The following is a 17,986-nucleotide window of genomic DNA, read 5'->3' on the forward strand; positions in this document are numbered from 1 at the left end:
GGATGTCATCACTTGAAGAATTTCTCAAGTTTCTCCATCCTCACGTTATAGCAGAACACCACCACGATGTCGCCAGCCTCTATCTGCGTACCACCCGACACGAGGTGTCCCTCTCCGTTGCGCACGAGTCCTCCGATGGTGGCACCTTTCGGCAGTCCGAGTTCAAACACCCTTTTCTTAGTCACTTTCGACTTCGGATGTGCCGTAAACTCAGCCACATCAGCATTTGCCGTCATCAGGAAGCGCACGTTGTTCACCTCTGCGTCGAGCATCATCTGATAGATATGACTGGCAGCGATAGCCTTCTTGTTGATGATGGTTCCGATGTCGAGACTCACCGCCATGTTCACATAGTCGAGGTTTTCCACCGCTGCCACGGTCTTTCTCACTCCCATGCGCTTCGCCGTGAGACAAGCCAGGATATTCGTCTCGGCATTGCTCGTGAGCGCCACGAAAGCCTGCGTGGTGTGTATTCCCTCCTCGTTGAGCAGCTGCAGGTCACGTCCGTCGCCGTTTATCACCATCACCCTCTGGTCGTCAATCTGGTCGTTGAGAATGTCGCAGCGCTCCACGTCGTGTTCCATCAGCTTCACGTTCATGTATTCAGGCATGTTCTTCAGCGCCCTCACGGCAGTGTCGCCACCACCCATTATCATCACGTTCTTCACATCGACATAATGCTCCTTGCCCACGATTTTCCTCACGTAGGGTATATACTGCTTCGTCACCATGAAGTAAACGAGGTCGTACATCTTCAGCACATCATTACCTCCCGGTATGATGGTGTCGCCGTCGCGGCGTATCGCCACGATATAGTATGGCGAGTCGGGCTTACAGAGTTCTTTCAGCGGACGGTCGAGAATCTCGCAGGTCTCCCTCAGTTTTATGCCGAGCATCACGAGAGCCCCTCCGTGCACGTCCCATCTCTGGCGCACCCAGCTCATTTTCAGTCCGTTCACGATATCGTATGCGGCGAGGTTCTCAGGATAGATAAGCGAGTCGATGCCCAGTTTCTCATAAAACTTAGCCATCTCCGGCTCCACGAACTCATAGTTGTTCACCTTTGCCACGGTCTTCTTGGCTCCGATAGCCTTCGCCATGACACAGCTGTTCATATTGAGATTCTCGTCGGGCGTCACGGCGATATACAGGTTGGCGTCTGCCGCTCCCGCATTTTTCAGTGCCGCCAGACTCGTCGGCGAGGCGTGCATCGTCAGTATGTCGTAGTCGGAGCTGATATTCTCAAGCCTCTGCTCGTCGTCGTCGATAAGCACGATGTCCTGATTGTTTCTCGATAGCAGTTTCGCCAGATGCGAACCTATCGCGTATGCTCCCGCAATGATTATCTTCATTATGTATTTCTTTTTGTTTATTTCCTGAGTGTTTCCTCTATCGTGCGGCGTATGCCTTCGGCATCAATGCCCACGATACTCTGCAGCTGTGCCACGGTGCCATGCTCCACGAAGTGGTCTGGCAGTCCGAGGCGCACAATATCAAGATGCTGCCCGTTGTCTTCCATCCATTCTATCACCGCCGAACCGAAACCGCCTTCGCGCACTCCGTCTTCCACGGTGATGACATGCTTGAACTTCGCCGCCACCTCCTTGAGCAGGTTCTCGTCGAGCGGCTTCACGAAGCGCATGTCGTAGTGTGCCACGGATATGCCATCGCCGTCGTTCTCTATCATTTCGACAGCCTTCACCACGTTGTTTCCCACAGGTCCCACCGACAGCACGGCGATGTCGTCGCCGTCGCGCAACTTGCGTCCCGTACCCACCTTCACTTCTTCCAGCGGACAATGCCAGTCGGCAAGCACTCCCCTACCCCTCGGATAGCGTATCACGAATGTACCCTTGCCGGGCAGCTGTGCCGTATACATGAGCCGGCGCAGTTCGTGCTCGTTCATCGGTGAGGCGAGAGTGATGTTCGGCACCGGTCTGAGAGCCGCCATATCAAAGGCTCCATGATGTGTGGCACCGTCTTCTCCCACCAGTCCTGCCCTGTCGAGACAGATCACCACGGGCAGGTTCAGTATCGCCACGTCGTGTATGATATTGTCGTATGCCCTCTGTGCGAAGGCACTGTATATATTGCAGAAAGGCTGCAGCCCGTCCTTTGCCATTCCTCCGGAGAATGTCACGGCGTGACCCTCGGCGATTCCCACGTCGAAGGTTCTCTCCGGCATCTCCTTCATCATGATGTTCAGCGAGCATCCTGTAGGCATCGCCGGCGTCACTCCCACGATGCGCTTGTTCTCTTTAGCGAGTTCGAGAAGCGTGTTTCCGAACACGTCCTGGAACTTTGCCGGTTCGGTGCCGTCCTCCGTCTTTATGCGCTGCCCTGTGTCGAGGTCGAATTTGCCAGGAGCATGCCAGATGGTGGCGGACTTTTCAGCCGGTGCGTATCCGTGTCCTTTTATGGTGTGCAGATGCAGCAGCTTCGGTCCTTTCATCTCTTTCAGCTGGCGCAGCGTGCGCACGAGCTCCACCACGTTGTGTCCGTCGAAGGGCCCGAAATACCGTATGTTCATCCCCTCGAAGATGTTCTGCTGATGGCTTATCGCCGACTTCAGCGCATTGCTCAGCCGTATGATGCCTTTGCGTCTCTCGTCATCGAGCATACCATTGGAGTGCAGCCATTTGGCAGCCTTATATCTCAGTTTGTTGTAAGTCTCGCTGGTGTTGAGCCTCAACAGATACTGCTTCATTCCGCCCACGCTGCGGTCGATGCTCATATTATTGTCGTTGAGGATGATAATCATGTCGTTTGGCGTTGTCGACACGTTGTTGAGTCCCTCGAAAGCCAGTCCGCCGCTCATCGCTCCATCGCCGATTATCGCCACCACGTGTCTGTCGTCGTGGCCCGTCTGCCTGGCAGCCACCGCCATTCCGAGCGCCGCCGATATGGAGTTTGATGCGTGTCCGCACATGAAAGAGTCATACTCGCTCTCCTCCGGTGAGGGGAACGGTCGCAGTCCGCCGAGTTTACGGTTGGTGCAGAAGCTGTCGAGTCTGCCCGTGAGAATCTTATGTCCGTAAGCCTGATGGCCCACGTCCCATACGAGTCTGTCATACGGCGTGTTGAACACATAGTGTAGAGCTACGGTCATCTCCACCGCACCGAGACTCGAAGCGAGGTGGCCGGGATTCACCGACAGTTCCTTCAGGATGTCTGCCCTCAACTCATCGCATACCTCCGGCAACTGCTCCACAGGCAGTTTTCTCAGTTCATCGGGGTATTTTATGCGTTTGAGAATATTGTCCTTGTTGTCTTCCTTCATGATATACTGTTCTGTCAGAGAGTTTTTTCTTTTATGGTGTGATACGAATTACTTGTGCGTGATAATCCACGCAAAGCCGGATTACAAATTGCAAATGTAGCAAATTTATTCCATCATCAATTATAATAACGGAGAAATTTCCCTTTTATTCGTTTTCCGCCTTGCCTTTTATCCCAAATCGGTCATTAGGCCGTTAAATATATTATTTTACTAACTGCTTGCAGTCTTTTGCTTTTTATAAGGCGTCTTTTGTCCGTTTTTAATTCGCAATAGCTCGCTATTACTCATTAAAAGCCAAACAAAATCCACTCTTCTAAAAAACAAAATCCAAACAAGCCATAATGACCGATTTGGGATTATCCCAATATCCGCTTGCGTGCATCGGCATATTCGCCCATCATGCGCTCCACTATCTGTGCAGCTGTCTGTATCTCCTTTACCGCCGACGCCACCTGACCGATTTCGAGTTCTCCTCTGTCGAGGTCGCCCTCGAAGATGCCGCGTTTCGATGCCGCCTTACCGAGAATGCCTCTCAGCGCCTCGGCATCGGCGCCATTGTCTTCGGCAGTCTTTATCTCGTCGTAGAGCGGATTCTTTATCATTCTGGTCGGAGCCAGTTTCTTCAGACAGAGCATCGTGTCGCCTTCCTGCAGCGAGGCGCAGCGGTCTTTGAAGGCATCGGCAGCCGAGCTCTCCCGGCTCATGGCGAACACCGTGCCACACTGCACTCCCTCTGCTCCCAACGCTTCGGCTGCGAGCATCGCCTCGCCGGAGGCTATTCCGCCGGCGGCCACGAGCGGCAGCGTGGTGGCGCGGCGCACCTGCGGGATGAGCACCATAGTGGTGGTTTCCTCCCTGCCGTTGTGTCCTCCTGCCTCGAAGCCTTCTGCCACCACGGCGTCTACGCCGGCTTCTTCGCATTTGGCTGCGAACTTGCTGCTCGACACCACGTGTGCCACCTTGATGCCGGCGGCATGGAAGCGGGCGGTGTATTTCTTAGGACTGCCTGCCGAGGTGAAAACTATCTTCACCCCCTCGGCTATTATCATGTCTATCAGAGTGTCTATCTCCGGATACATCAGCGGCAGGTTGATGCCCCATGGTTTCCGGGTAGCCTCTTTCATCTTGCGTATATGTTCGAGAAGCGTTTCGGGATGCATGGATCCGGCACCGAGGAGTCCCAGTCCGCCGGCTTCGCTCACTGCGGCTGCCAGTCGCCAACCGCTACACCACACCATTCCTCCCTGTATCACGGGATATTCTATTCCGAAAAGTTCTGTAATTCTGTTTTTCATATTCTTTTTTTGCTGTTATCACTATTGCTTATTTACCGACATATAATGTTCCTTTGCAAATTTAGACAAAATATCCGTATTATAAGCAAGTAGGGATAAAAAAAGAGACAATCTACAAGAGTCCTTTTGGGGGAAAAGCATCCGCAAAAGCTCCTATAGACTGTCTCGCGCTAACAAACTTACCTTAAGACAACTATAACCTATTGTTATCTCATATTATTCCAGTCGTCATCCCAAAGACTGCCCTTTTTATTGACTCTTTAGCGTTGGCAAAGTTAGGAACTTATTAAATATGTAAATAATCCGAAAAGTGAAAAACGCATGAAAAAACGATGCAAACGTTTGTATTGTCATCTCCACACTACACTCTAATTCATACAAGAACACAGTGATTGCTTTTATACAAAAAATGGGCAGCATGCTTGCCCATGTGGGGCAAGGTGCTTACCCAACAGGGGCAAGGTGCTTGCCCCTGTTGGGCAGAATTGCTGTCAGACACATGCCCAATATCTTCATTTTGTAGTACTCCTATTCCTTTTCCCTGGATTCTACCAACGCATACAATTCCTGTCGTATGAATTCCTCACATCTGACATAAGCAAACCATCCAGACAATTGGCTGACAGTTGGATAACAGTCAACTGGCTGGATGTCAGAATATTACAACAAAAAACCAGACAATCTGACAGTTTTTTTCATTTTTCAGTTTTTCGTCAATTCAGGTGGTGACAACTCTTCTATCTCAATCGACATAAAGCAGTTTTGCCCTTAACACAGCAGGTCCTGCCTTGTTGGCATCCTTAACCCCCAAACGGTCATTAGGCCGTTTCAATGTAAATATTTTATCCCCTACTCCTAATTGACGAGATTTGAAAGAATCCATTCGCAATGCTCCCTTTCGGTAGCGTCGCTGGTCCAATGCTCATTGATGGGAGTGATGAGCGAAGACTTGGGACAACGGAGCACATTCCATACGGCATAGCTGGTTGTCGGCGGACAGGTGTTGTCGTTATACCCCCATGTCATACGTACAGGACAGGAGATGTGGCGTGCGAAATTCACCACATCGTAATACTGCAGCGTCTTCTCCGTTTGCTCGTTGAGCAGCCCCATGCGCTGCATGTGAGGGTAGCCGCCCGTGCGTCCCTTATCGCGGTAGGCCGCCATGTCGGCAAGAGCCGGATGATTTGCGCAGCAGAGCGTCACACGGCTGTCGAGCGCCGCCGCCACAAGACTCAGCGCACCGCCCTGGCTGCCACCCTGCACGGCAACGTTCTTTCCGTCCCACTCAGGCAGAGAGGTAAGGAAATCTATGGCACGCACCAGTCCGAGGTAGACATGCTTCATATAATAATCATCGCGAGAATACAATCCCTGACACAGATAGCCATTGGCACCGGTGTTGAGGGCGTTGCTTATTTCCTTGAACTGCCGGTCACTCATCCTCGGGTCGAGTCCGTGAATCTCCGTCTCGAAGCGGATGCAGCCGCTGTCGGCATAATAGCGGTGGCGCAGCGGCTCCTTGATGGTCTTCACGCCTGCTCCCGGAGGACAGAGCACCACAGGGCACGAGCCTTTTATGTGGCCATTGGGTATGAACAGATAGCCGTAGATGCACTGTCCCTGCTTGTTCACGTCGAGGCGCACGAGATAGGCATCGGCCTTGTCGGTGTCGTATTCATGGGCAGGGTTCATGGTGTAGCTGAGCGGCACGCTCTTCAGCTCGTCAAGCTCTTTCTGCCAGAAGGTCATGAAGTCTGATGGTTCTTTGGTGTAGGGCTGTATTTTATCCACCGAGAAGCCGACCTTGACATGATGAGTGGTAGTCGCACCGCCGATTTTGGCAGTAAGACGGAGGTCGAGGAAGCCGGGGTCGCGGCGTGTGCCCATATCTACCACTGCCCTGCCGTGTTTCAGCACAGCCTTGCCGGTATGACCGCCGTCGAGCATGTCGCGGCATACGGTATATGTCACCTCGCCGTCCTGCGCCACTCCGTATCTATACAGCTGCACCTCCACCAGCGCCTTCTCGCCGGTCTTATAGAGCCAGTCGGTATGGTCGGGCACGGTGACCCACAGGAAATCACTACGGTAAGGATAGTTTTCAGCACACACATTGCATGCTGCCATCATCACGAATAGAACCAGAAGGAATAACTTTCTTGATTTATTTTTCATTTTCGATTTATTTGTATATTGCATTTATCCCAAGTTTGTTTTCGTATGCAAATTTACAAAAAAAGGCATATATGCAAAAACGAATGCAAATTATCCTCTACAATATTGCCATTTATCTCGGTTAACCGGATTTTTGCATTATCTTTGAATAAGATAAGCGGCACCTCGGCAATAAAAATGAAAGTCTCAGGCCTTTCATTTTGTATTGCTCTCGGTTTGCATTATCTTTGAATAAGATAAGCGGCACCTCGGCAATAAAAATGAAAGTCTCAGGCCTTTCATTTTGTATTGCTCTCGGTTTGCATTATCTTTGAATAAGATAAGCGGCACCTCGGCAATAAAAATGAAAGTCTATTGCCTTTCATTTTGTATTGCTCTCGGTTTGCATTATCTTTGCAAACGATATGATTACCAGATGTTACCTTGAAATCACGAATGTCTGCAACCTGAACTGTGTGTTCTGCCCCAAGACAACGAGGGAGAAACACTCAATGACGCTTGACGAATTCGACACTCTGACAACACGACTCGCCGGAGAAGTGAGATTCCTGTATTTCCACCTCATGGGCGAACCGTTTCTACACCCTCTGCTGCCTGAGTTCATCCTGATGGCACGCCGGAAGGGGTTCACTCCCGTTATCACCACCAACGGCACGCTGCTGGCGCAACGTGGCGACCTGCTCGACGCACTGCCCCACAAGCTGCAGATTTCGCTGCATTCGCATGAGGGTAACGGGAAGGATAATCCGGAACAGTATATCGATGAAGTGATGGCGTTTGCCAAAGATGCGGCGCAGCGCGGATGCATCGTGGTGTTGCGGTTGTGGAACGAAGGTGGGCTCAACCTTATGAACGGCTCTATTCTGGACATGATTGCCGACAGCCAGCCTCGTCCGTGGACACAGAGACACGACGGATGGAAACTCGCAGAGAACCTGTATGTAGAAAGCGACGACATGTTTGAATGGCCCGACCTTCAGCATGATGTCTACAAGGAGGAAGAGGTGTTCTGCTATGCGCTGCGCAATCAGATCGGCGTGCTTGCCGACGGCACGGTGGTGCCATGCTGTCTGGACCACAACGGCGACATGCCGCTCGGCAATCTCTACGACAATAGCCTCAACGAGATTCTCGTCTCTCCACGCGCCACCGCCCTCTATCAGGGCTTCACCAGCCACACCGCCGTGGAACCGCTATGCCGGCGCTGCGGATATTCCGCCGTTTCCAAACGGTTCAGAAAACAGGAATAGAAACGGAAGACAAGAGGTGGTCTCTTTTCAGTTTCGTTTCGGCAACCATGACGAAGGTACTTCTTTGAAGTTCTTGATATTGGGATTGGCAATGTCTATCAGTTTCAGATACCATTGGTCGCTTCCTCTGCGTTCGCCATCCATATAATATACTTTGTCGGGCTGGTCTCGCAATATCACATATAAATCCAAGAACAGGAATATTCTATCGTTGGCAATACAGCTCCAGTCAAACATCGGGATGCCTGTCAAATCTCTATTTTTATAGAAATAATAGTTGTTGTCCACTCGCAACATATCCATAAATTTTTTTGTTGCTGCCATATACAGATGATGAAGAAGCATAAACAAGATGTTCAACTTCGTGATGGCGGCAAGCTTCAAGGATATTATAGAAACCAATGAGGTTGCTCTGAATGTAAGCATCGGGATTAGTGATACTGTAACGTACACCTGCTTGGGCTGCGAGGTTTACCACAACAGCAATCTTGTTTTCGGTGAAAATCTTTTCTACAGCTTCTTTATCAGCGATTGATGCATGAACGAAAGTCCAGGACCCTCCTCGGGTCTCCCTGTTTTGGGAGGATGCTATTTCTTCTATTTCCTTGAGACGTTCGTGTTTGATGTTGACATCATAATAGTCTGTGTGGAATCAACACCAATCACTTTGATGTTCTGTACGTCGTGGAAAAGACGTTTTACAAGGTTGCTGCCAATAAAACCTGCAGCACCTGTTACAAGAATTGTCTTGCCTTCAAGATTTATGTTGTATTCTACCATAAAGACCCCCTCAGTCCCCCTGTTTAGGGGGAGGAAGAAGACCCCCTCAGTCCCCCTGTTTAGGGGGGAGGGGTGGAGAAAGTTTTTTTTCGTTTGTCTTGTAAGCCTCCCTAAACAGGGAGGTTTGGAGGGTCTTTAGTCTCTACGGAAGATATCTCTAGTATAAACTTTATCTTCTACATCTTTCAAGCAGTCGTCAAAACGGTTGGCGATGATGGCTTTGCTCTGTGCTTTGAATTCATCAAGGTTGTTGACTACCTTGCTGCCGAAGAATGTAGTGCCGTCTTCAAGGGTTGGCTCGTAGATGATGACTTCTGCGCCTTTAGCCTTGATGCGCTTCATGATGCCCTGGATAGCTGACTGACGGAAGTTGTCTGAGTTTGACTTCATGGTCAGACGATAGACGCCGACAACGGGAGCCTCCCCCTGACCCTCCCCTGAAGGGAAGGGATGGCCGTACTGGTTGTTGTTGGTATAGTCGTACCATCCAGCCTTGCGCAATACAGCATCGGCGATGTAATCCTTACGTGTGCGGTTTGATTCTACAATAGCAGACATCATGTTCTGTGGAACATCCTGATAGTTGGCAAGGAGCTGTTTGGTGTCCTTCGGCAAGCAGTAACCGCCATAGCCGAAGGACGGGTTATTATAATGTGTTCCGATACGTGGGTCGAGTCCTACGCCTTCGATGATAGCCTTGCTGTCCAAGCCCTTTACTTCTGCGTAAGTATCGAGTTCGTTGAAGTAGCTTACACGGAGGGCGAGGTAAGTGTTAGCGAAGAGTTTAACGGCTTCCGCTTCTTTCATACCCATAAACAAGGTGTCGATGTTTTCCTTGATTGCTCCTTCCTGCAAGAGAGCTGCAAATGTCTTGGCAGATTCTTTCAGCATCTCTACGTCGGTTACTGATTCTATTGCCTTGTTCTCGGCTTCAAACTCCGGTTTGTCGATAATCTTAGGATAGCCTACGATGATACGGCTTGGGTAGAGGTTGTCGTACAAGGCCTTGCTTTCACGCAGGAACTCTGGGGAGAAGAGGAGGTTGAACTTCTTGACTCCCTTCTGTGCGTATTTCAAGTAAAGATTGCGAGTATAGCCTACAGGGATAGTACTCTTGATCACCATAACGGCATCTGGATTCACGTCCAATACCAAGTCGATTACTTCTTCCACATGGGTAGTGTCGAAATAGTTCTTTACCGGGTCATAGTTGGTTGGTGCTGCGATAACCACAAAATCGGCATCAGCATAAGCCGACTTGCCGTCAAGTGTGGCAACAAGGTTCAATGGCTTTTCTGCCAAATACTTTTCGATATAGTCATCTTGAATAGGTGAAATCCTGTTGTTCAGCTTTTCTACCTTTTCTGGTATTACATCTACTGCTGTTACATGATGATGTTGTGATAGCAATGTAGCTATACTCAGTCCCACATAGCCAGTGCCGGCCACTGCGACTCTGATGTCTTTGAAATCACGCATATTTAAATTTTATTTAGTTTCTTATTCCGCTATTTAGAAATCTTCGTTATGCACATTGCTGATGGCAACGGCATAACCTCCAAGGTCCATCACAAGCTGGCGGTCGCGCAATATTCGTACGACATATCCTTCTTGTCCTGCCATGATTCCTGTCAGAACACGGAGCTTCACGTGTTCCCTTGCAAATTTCACAAAAGGATCACGAAGGAAAGTCACACGTTCTGGTTCCGACTCCATGACTTTCATGAACGGCTTCATGACGCTGTTCTTGATGGATGCCGGTTCTCCTGTCATGCAATTGTTTACAAGATGGTATCGTGGAAAATTCTTCTGGAGGAAATTCTTTAGGTCTTCAGTTTTGCCCTGCAAGAATACGAGGCCGCTTATTGAAGGTTTCTCTTCTTTGACTACACCTTTGCCATTTGCTTTGCGCTTATAACCAATGGTGCGATGAATGAAACACTTTGGAATGAAATCGCCTTCCCAATTGCCTTCTTCAAGTATCTTGTCGAACTTTTCAGCTGCAAAATGCTGGATAAACAAATATCCCCATGGAGCCTCTGATTCTTCGTTAATGGACATTCCTCCTACTTTTGAAGCCGATTTTTTATCAGCCCCAACAACGTGGATGCCCTTTGGTAAACACTTGTTGTTATACATATCGTTGTTTACGTCGGCTGTAGAAGAAGGAAGCGAGCAAACCTGCGTCATTTTCTTTATCTACTTTATGTCACTGTTAGCTGCCATCACGTATGATGACGATGCTATTATTACAATAACATTGCTCATAAAATCACACCTTAGAAGTACATATTGTCCAGTCCAGTAGATGAAAACAGAATTCGTCAAGTAGTCTTGGCCATCTTACTTTCTTACTACTATATGGCTTTGTGTCTCTATCAATATTATGTCTGTATCTTCATATCCATATCTCATAATGAGAGATAAGATATCGGGTGCAAAGTTACGCTTTTTCTTGCATTTATTATCATTCACATTATAAAACTTTTATGTTTTCATTGATTTTGTATAGCTATGTCTATGATTACACGCTAATTAGTAACAAAAATGCGACATAACTTTATATACACAATGCCACTGCCATCATTATATTCTTCACTTTCATCATTCTTCCTCAAACAATACCGCATTAGACTATACTTCGACTGTCTAAAGTTTTTCTTTCCGTCGTTCGTTCCACGCTATATTACTGCAACGTGGTAAACAATATAAGGAATCCAAGGTTTTGGCTAAAAATCCTCTCCGCAAAGCTTGCATTTTCGAATAATTTTAAATTTTGCTGCTGGCATAAGTATTTGATTTTTCAGTTAGTTAAATGGCCAAGGTTCACCTTATCGCTAATTAAGGGGACGGTACGAATCCGGTACAAATTTATAAAATTTATGCCCAGTTTTCAAAAATCCTTTATAAAAACCTGAAATCGAGTAGGAGGAAAACGAAGCAGTTTTCTTCCTACTTTCGTTTTCCGACCTCTCACACCACCGTACGTGCGGTTCCGCATACGGCGGTTCCTATTTTGGATACCATTCGAGATATGCCTCCATTAAAGTAGCATACCCTGCGGAGCGTAGTTTATTGTTATCTATCGCCCTTTTTAGAACAGGGCTGTCAGCTATTCGCCAATAGCCCTTGCGAGTATTACCCCATTCGTATGCTTGGTATTTATTAATGCCACATCTGATGAGGTTTGCCACTTTTGTCTTGACTTTCTTCCAAGCTTTCCATATACACATGCGTATTCGACGTCTTAACCATTCATCAGTATCAAGTAAGAGACGTTTCATATTAGCAAGATGATAATAGCCGACCCACCCTCTTATGTATTCTTTCAGCTTTTGCTTTCTCTTGGCGTATCCCCATCCGTTGCTGCGACTTGTCAATTCTTTCAACCTTGATTTCATCTTGGCTTTGGACTTTGGGTGCACTGTGAGTTGGCATTTGCCCTTCATCACATAAAAGGAGTAGCCGAGGTATTTCACTCCGCGCACATACGACACTACGGTCTTTTCCTTGTTGACTTTGAGATATAGAGTATTCTCTATAAATCGGGTTATAGACTCCTTCACTCGCATTGCTGCCCTCTTGGACTTACAAAATATCATCGAGTCATCTGCATAGCGTACAAAGGGAAGCCCTCTGCGTTCAAGTTCTTTATCCAATTCATTGAGCATGATGTTGCTCAACAACGGACTTAGCGGTCCTCCTTGGGGAGTTCCTTCCTCACTCGCTTCAAACAAGCCTTTGTTCATTACACCACTTCGGAGATATTTGTGTATAAGACTGACAACTCTGCCGTCTTTTATCGTACGGCTGAGGATTTCTATGAGCTTGCTATGGCTCACGGTGTCGAAGAAGCGTTCAAGGTCAAGGTCTACTACATAGGTGTAGCCCTCGTTGATTATCCTTTGCGCTCCACGCAGTGCATCATGGCATCCTCTTCTCGGTCGGAAGCCGTAGCTTGTCTTGGAGAATTGGTTCTCATAGATGGGAGTCAGTACTTGGTTGATGGCTTGTTGCACCACACGGTCTACTACTGTAGGTATTCCCAACAGGCGCATCTTGCCGTTGTCTTTGGGTATTTCTACCCTTTTCACTGGGTTCGGACGGTAAGAGCCGTCCATCAAGGAACGGATGAGCACATCCTTGTTGGTCATGAGCCATGGGAGCAACTGCTCGCATGACATCTTGTCGATACCACCACAGCCTTTGTTTCTCATAACAGCCTTGTAGGCTCGGTTGAGATTGGAAGGACTGAGGATTTGCTCGAAAAGGTGCTCCTTGTCGAATGGTACTTCCACGATGTTGTCTTCACACATCCACATGAAGGTCTGCACTCCCCCATACCATTCGGTTTCCGACCTATCTCTTTGGGGGCAGCCATTAACTTGGGATAATGTTTTCTGCATTCTTTCCTTCATGAGGTATGTTTCAATTACTATCGTTTAATTGTTAGGTTCAGCCCTTCGTGCAACGTTATCGACTATTGCACTACTATGGCGTCTGCTGACTTCTCACGGTAAGCTTTACTCCGCTTCTTTCGTAAAAAAAAAAAACTATTTGAAGCGTCCGTGAGACCTCCTCGGATAAGGGCATTGTCTTTCCATCTTATACCCACTTCATTTACACCGACCGTTCCGAATAGCTATGGGGCTTTGGTCTGTGTTGCAACCTTACCCACGGTCATATGCCTTGTATGAAGTTTCTGTACGTTAGGTCAGATGTTTGCCACCGGCTTCTTTCAGATTTCACCTCACGATGAACACCCTTGCCTTTGGCTATGTAATTCCCGCTATTAAGGCTTACTCGGGACTTGCACCCGTTAGACAATGCTCGTGCCGAGCATACAATAGAAAAAGGGCGTAACTCATTGAGTTACACCCCTTTATCTATCTTTTATCTACGCTTATCTATGAGCGTCTCATTTGACCTCCTCGAAAACGACTTTAACTGACTATCAATGCGTTAGCACTGGATGTTGCACACATGTCGCAAAAACGAAAATAACCATTGATAATCAACATGTTACAAAATCACTACAAATGTATGAATTTCTCCCCAAACAACCAAAAGAAAACACAGAAAAAATCACAAACTTGTCACATTTTCTTGTTTTTGGATTGGTTATAGAATGCAGAAATGGCAATGAAGCGGCATATGGAGAAAGACATGCCACATAGCTCTTCCTATAATTGTTCCTGATTTTTACATTGGAATAATATCAAGCCCTACTTCATTGCATATATACTTTTTTAAAAAGTACCTTGGGAGTTTACCAACGCTCCCAAGGATTTTTTTTGAAGACCTTATTGATTAATGAGGTTCCTTATATCGGGTATCAAACCGACAATATCCGTTACTACTGAAATTGCCCCAAAGGGTGTAGGAGTTGCAAGAAACTACGCAACGTCCGCAATTAAGATTACTACATTAACAATAACATTCCACGCGAGGTGGATGGTCTTGGTAGAACTTGCCTTCTTATTAAAAAGGCAAATCTACACTCCGGTTTTCTTGATATCAAAAACTTTCATAGTATAAATATTATTTTTAATAAGCATCACTTAAGTTTAACGTCATTGATCCGCTTTTTTGGACGAAGACTATATTGGGCAGTCACCTACTCTCCCGATTTCTCAGTACCATTGGCGCAACTGTGCTTAACTTCTCTGTTCGGAATGGGAAGAGGTGGAGCCACAGCACTATAACCACCGATAGTCTTTAATCTACAATATGCTTCATCGATACTTTTGTTTGTATTTCATGCGTTTGAGTTTTATTTGTCAATACGTTTATAGAAACTGCCGATTTGGCCATCTGGTAAAATGTCAACATCATAATAGTCTCCATTGTAATAATATGCCATATTCCCTTTCCGGAAGAATCTGTTGTCTGGATGTTCGTCTTTATATGTTTGATACTCATCATTCAGAGTACCCAAAACAATATCCATGGTAACTTTCAAATCTTTTTCGGCTAATTGAAATTTACTTCTTTCACCAAACTGATTCTCAACAGCAAGCTCTTTTACATGGCGAAGGTAGATGTGTAGAAACGATTCAAAACTCATATACAGCAGATGTTTACCAACCACATTATAGCGATGTTCATGAAAGCTTATAATCTTTGAAAATAACAGAGCTGCTTTCTCCGGATAAGACTTTACCAACTTTTCAAAACTTAATCCCATACTTTGCAGTTCTTTATCAGCTATGCCAAAACGATTAGCTAATCTATTTTGGGACAACTGCATCAGGTCTGTTTTGTTCTTTTCTGTCAGCTTACCTGTATCTTTTTTCCATAATAGCCAGAAATACCCGACTTCTTGATTTACAATTGCTCCGTTCTCATCAAAAATTTCCTTTCTTTCTTTTTCTGTTAGTTTCTCGCGTTCCAGCACCATCTTATAGGCTAGGTACTCATTATGTTCTTCTGGAGTCAATTCCATTCCATCTGCAATAAAATGACACAAGGCTCCATACATAAAAAAAATATCGTCACCATTGCCTTCACTCTGAAAGGGAATCTCCAGTACCTTAGGATTACGCAAAAGTGAACTTCCATAAGTGTTATTTTCTTCTGATGCTGGTCCAACTAGCATTTCAACTATATCCTTTGTCGGAATACCATCTTTAAGCAATTGAGTATATAGCGTTTCATCTAACTCTCCCAAAAGTTCTTCTGCTTTAACATTGGATATATCATTAAGAGCCATTCTGTCTTTTTCAAGTGCCATTCTATCTTTCTGATAATACACAAACACTACCGTCAACGACTCCCCATATACTTCCGCAGATTCTTGGCTCAAAGTCAATGTTGCAACACAATCCTTTGCACCAGCATATTCATATATTTTCTCTTGAGTAAAACCATCAGCCGATTTGTATAGCTTCATACCGCATCTTTCCGCCATTTGGTTTTCAAGAAAATCTATTTGTTGCTTCAGCAAAGATAGTATATCTTCTGAAGAAATATCTATATTGTTGTTCATTTCCATTGAATTAACCTATAATTTCCGTAATTAATCCTAGTCTGAAACGAATCTATCATTGAAAGTAACCTACGCTTTTAGGCTACTATCGTGCATTTTCTTTCAACATCTCAATCAACTTGTAAATACCTGTTGATGGATTCTGGAACTCTTGCAATTTCTTAGCTCTTTCAACAGCAACTTCTTTTTTGTCGTTCAAAAAAGACTTTTGTGTGTCGGTAAAAGCGGATTTTGAATAATTCTTCCACACGGGGGCGCTTTTCTTCAACTCTTTGATGAGTGCATCCGTTTCGATTGCTGCCTTCTGGTCTTTGGCATGAAGTAGCAACCATATTTCAAAGCAAGGATTGCTGAGCAGCATTTCTGCCTTGCATTTGTGAAGTTTCTCGTTGATGGCCTGCACATCCATGTCGTACATGAGGAATGTGTGCACCTTATCCCATTGTGAGATTTTGAGCTCCTTTGTACGCTTCTCAACCAACGATGGCGTGATCTTTGTGCCTTCTATGTGCGAAATGATTCTGATGGGTGACTTATACCACGATTTCAGAAGGTTGATATAGCAGACCTCTGTCTCGCCCTCGCAAATGACAAGGGCGATCTTTCGCATTCGCAAAGATGGTGACGGTTCTCTTTTGCTTGCCATAATCAACCTTCCAATAATTGTTTGATACTTGATACCGATGAATCAACATAAGGCACAGCGTCAAAGCGTCCTTGTATATATCCCTTTTCGGCATCCATATTCTCACGGAAATCCTTGAAGTCGTATAATGAATACACTTCCGTTGCGCCTTGCTCCGACTTGTTGACAAATACAATCTGGTCACGCCTCAGTCGTTTGACATCGATAAGGTTCGTATTATGGGAAGTGAACAATAACTGACTGGTCTCTGAGGCATGAATCAAGTCGAGAATGAAATCAGCTAGACGAGTGTGAAGTCCCATGTCAAACTCGTCCATCATAATGCTCTTCTTGTTCTTTACCACATCCAAGAGTCGTATCAGAATCTGGAACAGTTTTCTTGTACCGTTAGATTCTTCCATGTCCATGTCGAACATGATATCCTTTTGGTTACGATGGAAGGTCTTAAAGCGAAGCACATCCACCAGCTTGTACGATAGTTCTGTTTGTCCAGGCACAACCACAGGAGCCGGCATTTGCTCTTTCCTTGCTTCAATATCTGTAATATCCGTATCACATATTTCAAGTGCTTTGAGTATTACTTTCTTGTAGGCATTGAAACTATCCAATACCATTATGTCGTTCACATTTACGAGTCCAAGAAGGATTTGGTTCATGAAATAGCGATAAAGCTTTTGGGCAATCTCTCTGTTCATTGAACTGGCTCGGCTCAGGAACAGATTCTTTTCACTGGTATTGATTACCACATCTGAAGGCTTGACCATCACGCCTGTACCAAAGCTATACTTTCCATCAGCATTGCGAACAAATATCTTTGCTCGTCTACCAACGGGATAATGGTACAGACTCTCACTTATGATGCGTTCACGAGTCAGCTCAAAAGCGTATTCATACTCCACATCCTCACAGACAAAATCAATAAGGAATTTGCTGGGCTTTTTCTGCCAACCATCAAATTTGAAAGGTTCAAAGTTGAATGTCACCCCTTCGTTATGAAGATGTGACTCCAAAATCATTCTACAGCAAAAAGTAATGGCTTTCAGAATATTCGATTTGCCAGAAGCGTTAGGCCCAAACAAGCCAATAGTTTTAAGTACGGGCACACCGTTCCACTCCATCACATTATGGCTTAACTCCCGTGCAAGAGCTGTATTGATGTTTCCTGCTCTGAAGTCGATTCTTATTCTATCTCTAATAGAAAAGAAATTCTCAAATTCGATTTTCAATATCATTACACGTCTGATTTTGTAGGATTGCTGCAAAATTAGCGATTAAAGTTGAATCAACAATGGCTTTGAGGCGATCATTCGCTTTATCACCTTCATTATTTAACATTTATCAACCGAAATATATAGTTTGATGTGGTAAAAATTGCAAGAACCATACACTTGCTTTTGCAAACCTTTATGGTGCTTAGAGAAAGCGAGTGCGTATTTCGCCTTGTTAATGGTCAAGCATTTGACTAAATAGTCAAATATTGACCATTTTATAAAAATATTTGAGCAAACAAGTTAATATTTCACCTAGTTTTGGTAACTTTGCAGCCAAAGACTACGAGCCCACAACAAT

At 45.9% G+C, this 17,986-nt stretch carries 12 protein-coding genes, 1 rRNA gene and 1 pseudogene; 1 reads left to right on the plus strand and 13 read right to left on the minus strand.

Annotated elements, in window-relative coordinates:
- Positions 1-8 precede the first annotated feature (8 nt).
- From trkA to CCC32_RS03360, 4 genes are all read right to left on the minus strand, one after another.
- Positions 9-1,352, minus strand: a complete 1,344-nt coding sequence (gene trkA, locus CCC32_RS03345; protein WP_287072303.1) for a Trk system potassium transporter TrkA — start codon at positions 1,350-1,352, stop codon at positions 9-11.
- A gap of 17 nt (positions 1,353-1,369) precedes the next feature.
- On the minus strand, positions 1,370-3,280 hold the full coding sequence (gene dxs / locus CCC32_RS03350) for a 1-deoxy-D-xylulose-5-phosphate synthase (RefSeq protein ID WP_287072305.1): 1,911 nt from the start codon (positions 3,278-3,280) through the stop codon (positions 1,370-1,372).
- A 356-nt stretch (positions 3,281-3,636) separates the two neighbouring features.
- Entirely contained in the window at positions 3,637-4,575 is a 939-nt protein-coding gene (locus CCC32_RS03355; RefSeq protein WP_287072307.1) for an NAD(P)H-dependent flavin oxidoreductase, read from the minus strand.
- 855 nt (positions 4,576-5,430) lie between these two features.
- The gene (locus CCC32_RS03360; protein ID WP_287072309.1) at positions 5,431-6,753 is read right to left on the minus strand and encodes an acetylxylan esterase; all 1,323 of its coding nucleotides are present in this window, start codon (positions 6,751-6,753) and stop codon (positions 5,431-5,433) included.
- Between the two features lie 404 nt (positions 6,754-7,157).
- On the opposite strand from CCC32_RS03360, the gene CCC32_RS03365 reads away from it, so the two are divergent.
- Positions 7,158-8,003: a radical SAM/SPASM domain-containing protein gene (locus CCC32_RS03365; protein WP_287072311.1), complete on the plus strand. Its 846-nt coding sequence runs from the start codon at positions 7,158-7,160 to the stop codon at positions 8,001-8,003.
- 27 nt (positions 8,004-8,030) lie between these two features.
- On the opposite strand, the gene CCC32_RS03370 is transcribed toward CCC32_RS03365, so the two are convergent.
- The 9 genes and pseudogenes from CCC32_RS03370 to CCC32_RS03415 all read right to left on the minus strand — a co-directional run bounded on the left by CCC32_RS03370 (position 8,031) and on the right by CCC32_RS03415 (position 17,649).
- Complete coding sequence (locus tag CCC32_RS03370) at positions 8,031-8,327, minus strand: hypothetical protein (protein ID WP_287072392.1); 297 nt, start codon at positions 8,325-8,327, stop codon at positions 8,031-8,033.
- Positions 8,308-8,783: pseudogene (locus CCC32_RS03375) on the minus strand (NAD-dependent epimerase/dehydratase family protein); the annotation flags it as partial. The gene CCC32_RS03370 and the pseudogene CCC32_RS03375, both read right to left, overlap by 20 nt.
- A gap of 135 nt (positions 8,784-8,918) precedes the next feature.
- Positions 8,919-10,262, minus strand: a complete 1,344-nt coding sequence (locus tag CCC32_RS03380) for a UDP binding domain-containing protein (RefSeq protein ID WP_287072313.1) — start codon at positions 10,260-10,262, stop codon at positions 8,919-8,921.
- 33 nt (positions 10,263-10,295) lie between these two features.
- Positions 10,296-10,973: a hypothetical protein gene (locus tag CCC32_RS03385; protein ID WP_287072315.1), complete on the minus strand. Its 678-nt coding sequence runs from the start codon at positions 10,971-10,973 to the stop codon at positions 10,296-10,298.
- An 821-nt stretch (positions 10,974-11,794) separates the two neighbouring features.
- Positions 11,795-13,201 carry a group II intron reverse transcriptase/maturase gene (ltrA, locus tag CCC32_RS03395; RefSeq protein ID WP_044075172.1) on the minus strand — a complete coding sequence of 469 codons (1,407 nt, stop codon included), beginning with the start codon at positions 13,199-13,201 and terminating at the stop codon, positions 11,795-11,797.
- 1,186 nt (positions 13,202-14,387) lie between these two features.
- Positions 14,388-14,496, minus strand: a 5S ribosomal RNA gene (rrf, locus tag CCC32_RS03400).
- A gap of 60 nt (positions 14,497-14,556) precedes the next feature.
- Positions 14,557-15,771, minus strand: coding sequence for a hypothetical protein (locus CCC32_RS03405; RefSeq protein ID WP_287072318.1), 1,215 nt, complete (start codon positions 15,769-15,771; stop codon positions 14,557-14,559).
- An 85-nt stretch (positions 15,772-15,856) separates the two neighbouring features.
- Entirely contained in the window at positions 15,857-16,417 is a 561-nt protein-coding gene (locus CCC32_RS03410) for an RloB family protein (RefSeq protein ID WP_287072320.1), read from the minus strand.
- A gap of 2 nt (positions 16,418-16,419) precedes the next feature.
- Positions 16,420-17,649: an AAA family ATPase gene (locus CCC32_RS03415; protein ID WP_287072322.1), complete on the minus strand. Its 1,230-nt coding sequence runs from the start codon at positions 17,647-17,649 to the stop codon at positions 16,420-16,422.
- Positions 17,650-17,986 lie beyond the last annotated feature (337 nt).

Origin of the sequence: Prevotella sp. LMAG:51, assembly GCF_008680225.1 — a bacterium.
GTDB lineage: Bacteria > Bacteroidota > Bacteroidia > Bacteroidales > Bacteroidaceae > Prevotella > Prevotella pectinovora.

Excerpts from the sequence above, each read along its gene's own strand:
- trkA (WP_287072303.1), bottom strand. The coding sequence starts at position 1,352 with ATGAAGATAATCATTGCGGGAGCATACGCGATAGGTTCGCATCTGGCG.
- dxs (WP_287072305.1), bottom strand. The coding sequence starts at position 3,280 with ATGAAGGAAGACAACAAGGACAATATTCTCAAACGCATAAAATACCCC.
- CCC32_RS03355 (WP_287072307.1), bottom strand. The coding sequence starts at position 4,575 with ATGAAAAACAGAATTACAGAACTTTTCGGAATAGAATATCCCGTGATA.
- CCC32_RS03360 (WP_287072309.1), bottom strand. The coding sequence starts at position 6,753 with ATGAAAAATAAATCAAGAAAGTTATTCCTTCTGGTTCTATTCGTGATG.
- CCC32_RS03365 (WP_287072311.1), top strand. The coding sequence starts at position 7,158 with ATGATTACCAGATGTTACCTTGAAATCACGAATGTCTGCAACCTGAAC.
- CCC32_RS03370 (WP_287072392.1), bottom strand. The coding sequence starts at position 8,327 with ATGGCAGCAACAAAAAAATTTATGGATATGTTGCGAGTGGACAACAAC.
- CCC32_RS03380 (WP_287072313.1), bottom strand. The coding sequence starts at position 10,262 with ATGCGTGATTTCAAAGACATCAGAGTCGCAGTGGCCGGCACTGGCTAT.
- CCC32_RS03385 (WP_287072315.1), bottom strand. The coding sequence starts at position 10,973 with ATGACGCAGGTTTGCTCGCTTCCTTCTTCTACAGCCGACGTAAACAAC.
- ltrA (WP_044075172.1), bottom strand. The coding sequence starts at position 13,201 with ATGAAGGAAAGAATGCAGAAAACATTATCCCAAGTTAATGGCTGCCCC.
- CCC32_RS03405 (WP_287072318.1), bottom strand. The coding sequence starts at position 15,771 with ATGAACAACAATATAGATATTTCTTCAGAAGATATACTATCTTTGCTG.
- CCC32_RS03410 (WP_287072320.1), bottom strand. The coding sequence starts at position 16,417 with ATGGCAAGCAAAAGAGAACCGTCACCATCTTTGCGAATGCGAAAGATC.
- CCC32_RS03415 (WP_287072322.1), bottom strand. The coding sequence starts at position 17,649 with ATGATATTGAAAATCGAATTTGAGAATTTCTTTTCTATTAGAGATAGA.